Consider the following 8,971-nt stretch of genomic DNA (forward strand, 5'->3'; position numbering starts at 1 on the left):
AGATTATTCCTCGCCCCCAGTACGTTGGCTACAGTATTAGCAAAGGGGGCATGGAAAACATGACCCGCACCCTGGCTTTAGAATATGCTAAGCATGGCATCCGTGTTAATGCCATTGGCCCTGGTGCAACGGCAACACCGATCAATGACTGGGCTGATGACCCAGACGCAAAGGCCGAAGTGGAAAAGCACATTCCCATGGGACGGGCAGGGACTCCGGAGGAAATGGCTGCAGTCACTGCGTTTTTGGCCTCCGACGACGCGTCCTATATTACCGGACAAACTCTTTTTATCGATGGGGGGTTAACCCTTTATCCATCATTTCAAAATCAGTGGACTTAGAAGGTGAGGGACTCACGGGTCGAACATCCTTGTTAGAATGGTCACATTTTTTCAGGACGTGTCAGCTTAAACTCTCTTAGGTTCTAGCAGTTTTAAATCTTTCTTTCAAAAAGGGACTATATTGTGGCTTACATTAAGGATACTTTTCTCAGAAGGCTGGTACACAGCTACAGTCGCTATATTCTTTTGACGGTTTTAGGCAGTACGACACTGCTGTTGTCTTTTGACTGGAGTGCTGAGACATCGTTATTGTCAGCGGCAGGGCTGGGGGTGCTAATGGAGTTGTTGCTCAGTAGTCGTAAGTCGCCCAAACAGCTAGCCCTCGACGACGATCTATCCGCAGGGCTGCAGTACCCCGGACAGCGTGATGGTTAGAGATGGGATGGTTATCGGCAGAGTGACATTTGAGATTGCACTGTTCGCCAACGTCATACGTCTTAGTGTTCCTCAAGCTTGGTCGGACTGATGTTATCAGGCTGCTCCTGGGGTTCTGCAGGATTTATTTGATAAAACTCCACCGGGATAATCCTGACATCTAAACCAATGGGTCGCTCTAGCTGAGCTTCTAGAAAAGAGTGAACTAAGTCTATTTGGTTGTCAGTAATGGACTGCATGGGGGCAGCCACTTCCAAAGATATACGGAGATTTCCATCCTCAGCATCCACTTGAAGCCGTCGGATATCAGTCTGGCTAAAGGTAACTGTCCGTCGTCGAATGAGATTGCTCACCAAACTGCGGGTTTTTGCTTCGATCACCAGTTCCCTGAGGGAGAATCCGAGGGGAATGGCTAGCCCAGTCAAGGTAAAGGCCGCAACGACCAGCCCCCCCTTGGCTCGAGTCAAAGACCCATATTCTTGCCAGACAAATACCAGCACGCCGCTAAAAATAATACCGACCAGGTTAGTTAAAAATAGAATAGTTGAACCAAATGTGACGGTGTCGGACGGTAGGGCGAGACCGATACCAATAACGCTGAGGGGAGGGACGAGGGCTACTGCGATCGCAACCCCCGGAAGAGCGTCCGCCACCCCCCGACGGGTTTTAGCAAAGGCACCCGCCGCCCCAGCTGCCAAAGCAATAACCAGATCAATTAAAGTAGGTCGAATCCGGGATGTAATCTCTGGATTTAAATTGTTCAGATCAAACGTAGACGCAAATAAATAGGCTGTCAGAACCGTTAGTAAACAACCGAGCAACAAAGACATCCCTGAGCGTTTAAGTAAACGTCGGTTCCCCACCGATAACGAAAATGCAATACACGTAATGGGACCCATCAGAGGGGCTACGATCATCGCACCAATAATAGTGGCCGTACTGCCCGCCAGTAACCCCATGGTTGAGATTACCCCAGACAGAAAAAGCAGTGTAATATAGTTGCTTGATGGCTCGGCACTGCGCCACAAATCACGATTAAGCGCCTTTAAAGATACGGGCTTACCCTCCAACCAATGCCAGTCGCCACTGTTAATATTCCAAATTGCCGACAACTGACGATAGGCTCGTATTGCTGGTGTATAAACAAACGGTGGCGCATAGTATCGCAACAGAGCTAAAGGAGAACGACGCTTAAAGGTACTGCCTTTAGGTGTTTTTACATCAGACGGCCTTTTATTTGACATCGTTCTTAAGAATAGAGCTGTTCATAAATCAAGAAATATAGTAGATCAAGTAACCGTCTTACCAATACAGTTGGCTGAGCGCAGTCGAATACAGTTGGCTGAGCGCAGTCGAAGCCAACTATCTCAACCAGTGTCCCCTTCGACTGCGCTCAGGGGGCGCTTACGTAGGTCAGTATGCCAAGAAAAGCAGATTTATATTCGTCTTTGACTTGAAAACAGCACCTTAGGATAGTGTTTTTGCAAAATTAAACTATCTATCGGAAGATAGAAATAGCTTTTAGAAAATCACTTGTTTTTTGCATCTCTCTATTGGCAATAAGTCTCTTTCTAATGGTAGATGAGGCAACAAAATCGCTTTGCTACATTGTGAATGTCCAAACACAAACAAATGGAGACTTTTGTTATGGGTATCGAAGATAGAGCAAAGGCTAGTGCTAAAAACGTCGAAGGTAAAGTACAAGAGGCCGTAGGCGATCTCACAGGCGACAAGCAGACCGAGATGGAAGGTAAAGCGAAGCAGGTTGAGTCTTCAGCTGAGCATGCAAAAGAGGACATCAAGGACAACATCAAAAAAGCAATAGACTAGTAAAGCGGTGTGATTTTGCATTTCACTCTCCGACTAAGGGCTGCTTCCGCAGTCCTTTTTTATTGTTTTTTATCGATGTAAATTCTATTCATGACAAGGGTGTATGGCTCTATGTCCATTGATAGAGACCAGTCTCTGGCTCGGGGAAGATGAATACTTTCTAGATATCTGAGACTATTTAGATGTTGGCAAGCAAATGTTGTTCAGCCAACACTGTTAGACAAAAAGGAATTTTTTATTATGGATCCCCATAACGCCGCTTCTGATACTTTTGACCGAGCAATTGTCCCTTCTGAAACTGCTGCTCGTAAAGAGCGTGAGGGCGATGCTTATAAGGAAACTCCTGATTCTCCCACAGACGAAAGTATCGACACTACTGGGGGATACACTGTTAGTAGCGAAGGCCTGATCAACAACTACCCCGTTGAGCCTGAGATGTACGTTGAGACTCCTGGCGATTTACGCCCGTCTGAGTCTGCTGACGCAAAATAGTTTTAACTGGATGCGTCAACTTGTCATTCTGTAAGTTTTTGACTTGATCGGGCGTACCTAGATTTAAATCATTACAAAGCTGAGGGATTGTGCCGTACTGGCATAGTCCCTCAGCTTTTCAGTACTTGATGGCCCCAGCGGCGATTCATAGTTCTGCAAATCTAAAAGAATTTGCATAAAAACGAAGACATGGCGGAGGTGTGAAACATACTGGTGAGCTATGGGCGAAAGCCATTGATGCAGAATGCCTCTCCGTAGGCGGCTAACGTTATGGTTTATAAGGATTTATTCCATGGAATTTAAGCAGCTTATCCTTCTAGGGCCTCCTGGCGCGGACGTTCGAGAGCATGCGATCGCACTTTCCCAACGCTGGCATATTCCCCATGTATCCATGGGGCAGCTTGTCCGTGAAGCCATTGCCAAAGAATCTGCCGTTGGTCTTGAGGCGCGCCCGTATGTGGAAGCTGGCGAGCTGGTGCCAGATGCTTTAGTGATGAAGCTGCTCCGCAAGCGATTTGAGCAGCCAGATGTGATGCTAAAGGGCTGGATTTTAGATGGATTCCCCCGGACATTAGCCCAGGCAGAGGGATTAAACCAGCTATTGTCAACGGTGGGACAGCCTGCTGCTGCTGTCGCTTATCTGAAGATGATGACAGGGTTGCTGATCGATCGGCTGACCGCTGCAGGAGGGCATGAGCCCATTCCGGCTATTCGCAGTCGCTTGAACCGTCATAAGGAAGAGACGGCCCCTTTACTCGAGTATTATCGACAGCAGCAGCAGCTAACAATCATTAATGCTAGCCGCTCGGGGGCTGAGGTGACCCAGGCATTGGCTGAACTATTTGAGGAAGAAACGGGCGCGGCGCGCTTTATCAGAAATGAGTCAGAGCTGGATTTTCTCATAGAAAAAGAATCGCTGCTGGTGGTGGACTGTATGGCCTCCTGGTGCGGTTCTTGTAAGCTGGTGACGCCGCTCATCGATCAGCTGGCGGAGGCCTATAGCGAGCGGGTCAATGTGATGAAAATAGACTTTGATGCGAATAAACAGGTGCCTAAGCGATTTGGCTTGAAGGGGATGCCAGCAGTTATGTTCTTTAAAGATGGTGAACTAATTGAGACACTGACCGGGGTAAAACCTTATCAGGCTTACAATGCTGCGCTAACACGCTTTTTAGAGTAAGACGGTTGCGGTACTCCATAAACATCCCACATTTTAGCCTTACTACCATGTCTTCTCCTGCTATCCAAGACTTCAATCAAAAATTTGCCCAGTCTCCTGAACTTCAACAAAAGATTGGTGAGGTCGAATCAGTTCCCCAGATGCTAGCGTTGTTGCAAGCGTGGGATTGCACTCTGACGGGGCCAGAGCTGATCGTGCTGGCTCAGCAGGCGTATCAAACTTGGTTAGCCTCCCTTGATTTGACGGTGCGTCCTTTTTTTGTTGAAGCCCACGAAAATAAGACGATAAACAAGGCTATTGAGACCTGTCATACTCCCCAAGATGTTGTTCTTTTAGCTAAAACCCATGGTTTTCAGCTGTCAGAGAGAGAGTTAAAAGCTGCTGCAGATGCTGCGGCTAAGGTTGAAGGTTTTAGCTTTGAAAAGATTTGGTTTAAGGGACTGGGATTATTAGATTAACTTTGTCTACAATCCAAGATTAGGAATTATTCAATCAAAGGTTGGCTGCTGTCGCGCTATGGTTGTATATCGCTGGTGGTTCCCCCAGGGCGAGTTGAGATCATGAGAGTTTTATTTAAACGGCACTGGATGACGGCAGTGCTATTTGGTGTGGCGATGCTAATGTCGCTAGCCGTTTGGCTCATCCGTGGCGGTGCCCACGGTCCCGATGCAGCCTGGGCAGCCAAGGTTAACTTTTGGGGCAATCGGCAGGTGGCGATGGCTCTACAGTCCGGATTTGAGCAGGCAGAGCAGGCCGCCGGTCTGGCTCAAACGGCCCAATCTGTCGAGCAGTGGGACCAGGTGGTTGAGGCTTGGACCTATGCGATCGCATCCCTACAAGCTATCCCTGTTTCCAGTCCCGAACGGTTCTGGGCTCAACGCGTCCAGCGAGAGTATATCGAAAACCTAGCCTTTGCCCAGCAGCAAGCCAATCGTCTGAGCTGGCCCGACGTGTTTCCCAGTCTAGGCAGCGGCATTCTAGATGAACAATTAAGGCTGTACCTGAGCTACCTGGCCACCTTTGGCCCCCCGGATATTTTGATTGTGGGCAGTTCCCGCTCGCTCCAGGGGCTAGATCCCCAGCCGTTGGAAGCCACGTTAAACCAGCAGGGATATCCTGTCCGGGTGTACAACTTGAGTATCAACGGTGCCACGGCTCAGGTGATGAACTTTATGCTGCAGCGTTTGCTGACGCCGGAGCAGCTGCCCAGGCCGGTCATTTGGGGCGATGGGTCACGGGCCTTCAACAGTCGTCGCATCGATGCCACCTTTGAGCGCATTCTGAGTTCGCCAGGGTACCAGACGGCCCTAGCGGGCGAGCAGCCTGGTTTTACGGACCCGGCACCGATCCCCAGACAGCCCAGTGATATCAATGCCCGTGGGTTCTTACCGGTACCAGCCGTGTTTGACCCGGCGGTTTTTTATCAAACCTATCCTCGGGTAAGCGGCCGCTACGATGCGTTTTATAGCCCGTTTGGGCTGACGGGGCTGCAGCTAGGGTCGCTGGCATCGCTAGTGAGCTATCTGCAAAGCCGCAATATCGACCTGGTGTACGTCAATCTCCCCCTCAGTGGGGACTACCTGGATGACTATCGCCTACCCCTCGATCAGCAGTTTCAACAGTTTTTACAAACCCAAAGTCAGCGCTTGGGCTTTACCGTCATTGATCTGCTGCTGCAGTGGCGCAGCCAAAATGCCTTTTTTGCTGACCCCAGCCATCTAAACCAGGTCGGGGCCGCCGCCCTGGGGCAACAGCTAGCCCGCCACCCGCAGATATTAGAGAAGCTCGTGCAAACTAAAGCTGACGTTCTAACTGCACCATCCGCCGGTAGGACAGCCAGCCCGCCACCACCATGATCAGAGAAAACACCCCCAGAAAGCCCACATGCTCGCCCGCTGGTTCACCAGCCATGGTCAGGGTGAGCGCCTCGGTCATGTGAAAAATGGGATTAAACCGGGCCAGCTGCAGCAGAGACTCTGGAAAAATAGAGGTGGGCATAAAGGCCCCGCCCAGGATCAGCAGCGGCACCCCAAATGCAGCCACCAGCGCATTGACGTCTTCGGTACGGCGGGCAAACTGGGTGCCGAGGATAAAGCCCACCCCCACATAGGCCAGGATGCTGAGCAAAATGATCGCGGTGGCCAGGGGCCAGGAGCCGGGGAATGTGGCCCCCAAGGTCAGTGCGATCGCAAACACTAACAACGCCTGCCCCACTCCAATGGCACTGTGGGCCACCACAATACCTAGAAAATAAGACACCCCCCGCAGCGGCGACAGAAACAGCCGCTTGAGCGTATTTTGCTCTCGCTCTGCTACCACGGTGGCAACACTCCCTCCCAAACAGCTAAAAAACAGCGCTGCCCCCACCAGCGTAGGCGGAGCCACCACCTCTAGGGCATCGGCCAGCTCCAGCTGGGCTCGTTCCGCCGTGATTGCCCCGTTGAGAAATAGGAGCAATGTGGGGAAAATCGCCCAGAAAATCAGGCTGCGCCGTCGTCGAACCAGCTCTAGCAAGATTCTCTGGGCCACAGCGATGATTTCCTGCCAATATTGAGCGATTGGGTGCATCATGGGTATTTTCGCGCTGCCTGGTTGACAGTAAAAATCTAATTTAAGTATTTTCCTTGAAAGGTGAATGAATCTCAATTACCTTTAATCAGGTAAATATCTCCTCATAACGCCCCCCACAAGCGCTCACCGATATCTTTCCATTCCTTAATGAACCCATTCCCTCAAACCTGGCAGAACCCCGATATTTCACGCCGGAGCGCACTCAAACTATTAGGAGTCGGAGCCGTTGGCGGCACCTTAGGCTACACCCGCTTTAGCAAACCCCAGCCCACGCTGCACCAAGTTGACCCGCTTGATCTACCCCAAACGGTGGGACGACCCACTACGGCTGTTGTTGTCGGCGGTGGTTTAGCCGGGTTGGCGGCAGCCTATGAACTCAGCAAGCGCGGTGTAAAGGTTACCCTGCTGGAGCGTTCACCTCAGCTAGGAGGCAAAATTGCTAGCTGGCCGATCCAGGTGGGAGAACACGAGCTGCGGATGGAACATGGTTTCCATGGCTTTTTCCCCCAGTATTACAACCTGTTTAGCCTGGTGGACGAGCTGCAGGTCCAGGATAATTTTCAGTCCCTAAATTTCTACGCTGTTCTCTACAAAAACGGCTATAAGCCTGAGGCCTTTTACCCCAGTAACGCCGCATTTCCCTGGAATATTGTGGATCTAGCCGTGTCGTCAGACAATCGCCTGCGCTGGGGGATTAATCTAACTAATCTCAAGCATTTGGAAGTGTTTCGAGAGATTACCAGTTTCCGCATGCCCCAAACCTATGAGCGGCTGGACCATCTCTCAGTGGATGAATGGGGCCAGGGGCAGTTTCCCCAGGGGCTGTATGACCTGTACTTTTTACCCTTTGCTAAATCCAGCCTGAATGCGCCGGATGTGCTCAGTGCTGGGGAGCTGATGCAGTTTTTCCATTTTTACTTTTTTGGCAATCCAGAGGGGCTGGCGTTTAACGGCACCTGTGAAGATATGGGACGCTGTTTGGTAGATCCGCTGAGCCAGGCCATAGAGGCCAACGGCGGTCGTATTCTCACCGGGGTGACCGTTAGCCAGGTTAATTGGGGTGAGGACAAAATTGCCAGCGTTGATTATCAAAAAGGGACAATTGCGGCTAATCCGGTACCGTTTTGGTGCGATCGCAACCCCCTACTCAGCACCGACACCACCGACTATTACGGCGCGGGTGACCGTCTGTATGTGGTCGAGGCCAATGGCGACCGGGCCATCTCCCTCACCTGTACCCACCAGGGCTGTAGCGTAAATAAAGAAATCGCTGCCAACGGCTTTGTCTGTCCCTGCCACGGCGCTGCCTACGACGCTCAGGGCACCGTGGTCAGCGGTCCTGCCCAGGATAATTTGGCCCAGTTTAAGGTGCTCCAGCGAGAACGCGATCGCATCCAGCTCATCGCCGCTAATCCAGTCAAAAATACCGATGATCTGGTCGGCAATCTAGACGCTGACTATTTTGTTTTTGCTGCCGACATTCCCGGCATCAAAAATCTTTTTGCCCTCTCCCAAGGTACCCCAAACCCCACCATTTTGGCCCAGGTCAATCAGCTACAGGTGGCTGATCCCTTTGCCGTCGGACGCTTCTGGCTTGACCGTGACTTTGACTGGGAGCACAGCTGGTTTACCTCTCTGTCAGGATACGACCTCACCGACAGCATCACCCTCTACCACAAAGTGCAAGGAGACTATATTAAATGGGCCGCCGAGACCGGTGGTAGTGTCGTAGAGCTGCATGCTTACTGTTATAAAGAAAAACAGTTCCCCACCCAGCAGGTCCTTCTAGACACCTTCAAAAAAGAACTGTACGAGATTGTTCCAGAGCTGGAAGGCGCTAATATCCTGCACCAGGAACTGGTCAACCAAAAGAACTTTGCCGGATTCCCACCGGGTAGCTATCCCAACCGCCCCAGTAGTGCCACCGCTGTCTCCAATCTCATGTTTGCTGGGGACTGGGTAAAAATGCCCTTTCCCTGTGGCCTGATGGAACGGGCCATTAGCAGCGGACTATTGGCCGCCAATGAAATTTTGCACCGTGAGGGCAGCGCCCGCCGTCCGCTAATGTCAGTCAATCCTGAAGGCGTGTTCAAGGTGTAGCTGTGCCAATCTAAAATCTGGTCTGCAACATCGCATGGACTTTGGAAAGTACGATAGTAGCCGTGCGTGTAATTACCGTCAA

General features: G+C 51.0%; 10 protein-coding genes. 8 read left to right on the top strand and 2 right to left on the bottom strand.

Annotated features, from left to right (window positions below; translation table 11 throughout):
• Together IQ260_RS22490 and IQ260_RS22495 are read left to right on the top strand one after the other, a co-directional pair.
• Positions 1 to 341: SDR family oxidoreductase (locus tag IQ260_RS22490; RefSeq protein WP_193995327.1), on the top strand; the 341-nt coding region annotated here is incomplete at its 5' end.
• Positions 342 to 464: 123 nt separating this feature from the next.
• Positions 465 to 716, top strand: coding sequence for a hypothetical protein (locus IQ260_RS22495; protein WP_193995328.1), 252 nt, complete (start codon positions 465 to 467; stop codon positions 714 to 716).
• A 62-nt stretch (positions 717 to 778) separates the two neighbouring features.
• Here the strand turns inward: IQ260_RS22495 and IQ260_RS22500 are convergent, their stop codons facing one another.
• Positions 779 to 1,960 carry a TIGR00341 family protein gene (locus IQ260_RS22500; protein ID WP_193995329.1) on the bottom strand — a complete coding sequence of 394 codons (1,182 nt, stop codon included), beginning with the start codon at positions 1,958 to 1,960 and terminating at the stop codon, positions 779 to 781.
• A 403-nt stretch (positions 1,961 to 2,363) separates the two neighbouring features.
• Between IQ260_RS22500 and IQ260_RS22505 the strand changes: the two genes are divergently transcribed.
• The 5 genes from IQ260_RS22505 (at position 2,364) to IQ260_RS22525 (ending at position 6,074) form a co-directional block, all read left to right on the top strand.
• Positions 2,364 to 2,546, top strand: a complete 183-nt coding sequence (locus tag IQ260_RS22505) for a CsbD family protein (RefSeq protein ID WP_193995330.1) — start codon at positions 2,364 to 2,366, stop codon at positions 2,544 to 2,546.
• Between the two features lie 240 nt (positions 2,547 to 2,786).
• Positions 2,787 to 3,038: a hypothetical protein gene (locus tag IQ260_RS22510; protein ID WP_193995331.1), complete on the top strand. Its 252-nt coding sequence runs from the start codon at positions 2,787 to 2,789 to the stop codon at positions 3,036 to 3,038.
• Between the two features lie 292 nt (positions 3,039 to 3,330).
• A complete protein-coding gene (locus IQ260_RS22515; protein WP_193995332.1) occupies positions 3,331 to 4,218 on the top strand; it encodes a nucleoside monophosphate kinase in 888 nt (295 codons plus the stop codon).
• A 47-nt stretch (positions 4,219 to 4,265) separates the two neighbouring features.
• Complete coding sequence (locus IQ260_RS22520) at positions 4,266 to 4,676, top strand: Nif11 family protein (RefSeq protein ID WP_193995333.1); 411 nt, start codon at positions 4,266 to 4,268, stop codon at positions 4,674 to 4,676.
• Positions 4,677 to 4,778: 102 nt separating this feature from the next.
• Entirely contained in the window at positions 4,779 to 6,074 is a 1,296-nt protein-coding gene (locus tag IQ260_RS22525) for a hypothetical protein (protein ID WP_228016352.1), read from the top strand.
• On the opposite strand, the gene IQ260_RS22530 is transcribed toward IQ260_RS22525, so the two are convergent.
• Positions 6,013 to 6,789, bottom strand: a complete 777-nt coding sequence (locus tag IQ260_RS22530) for an ABC transporter permease (protein ID WP_228016353.1) — start codon at positions 6,787 to 6,789, stop codon at positions 6,013 to 6,015. The genes IQ260_RS22525 and IQ260_RS22530 overlap by 62 nt on opposite strands.
• A 147-nt stretch (positions 6,790 to 6,936) precedes the next feature.
• Between IQ260_RS22530 and IQ260_RS22535 the strand changes: the two genes are divergently transcribed.
• Positions 6,937 to 8,889, top strand: coding sequence for an FAD-dependent oxidoreductase (locus tag IQ260_RS22535; RefSeq protein ID WP_193995334.1), 1,953 nt, complete (start codon positions 6,937 to 6,939; stop codon positions 8,887 to 8,889).
• Positions 8,890 to 8,971 lie beyond the last annotated feature (82 nt).

Source organism: Leptolyngbya cf. ectocarpi LEGE 11479 (assembly GCF_015207065.1).
In the GTDB taxonomy this organism is placed as follows: Bacteria; Cyanobacteriota; Cyanobacteriia; order Phormidesmidales; family Phormidesmidaceae; genus Leptothoe; species Leptothoe ectocarpi.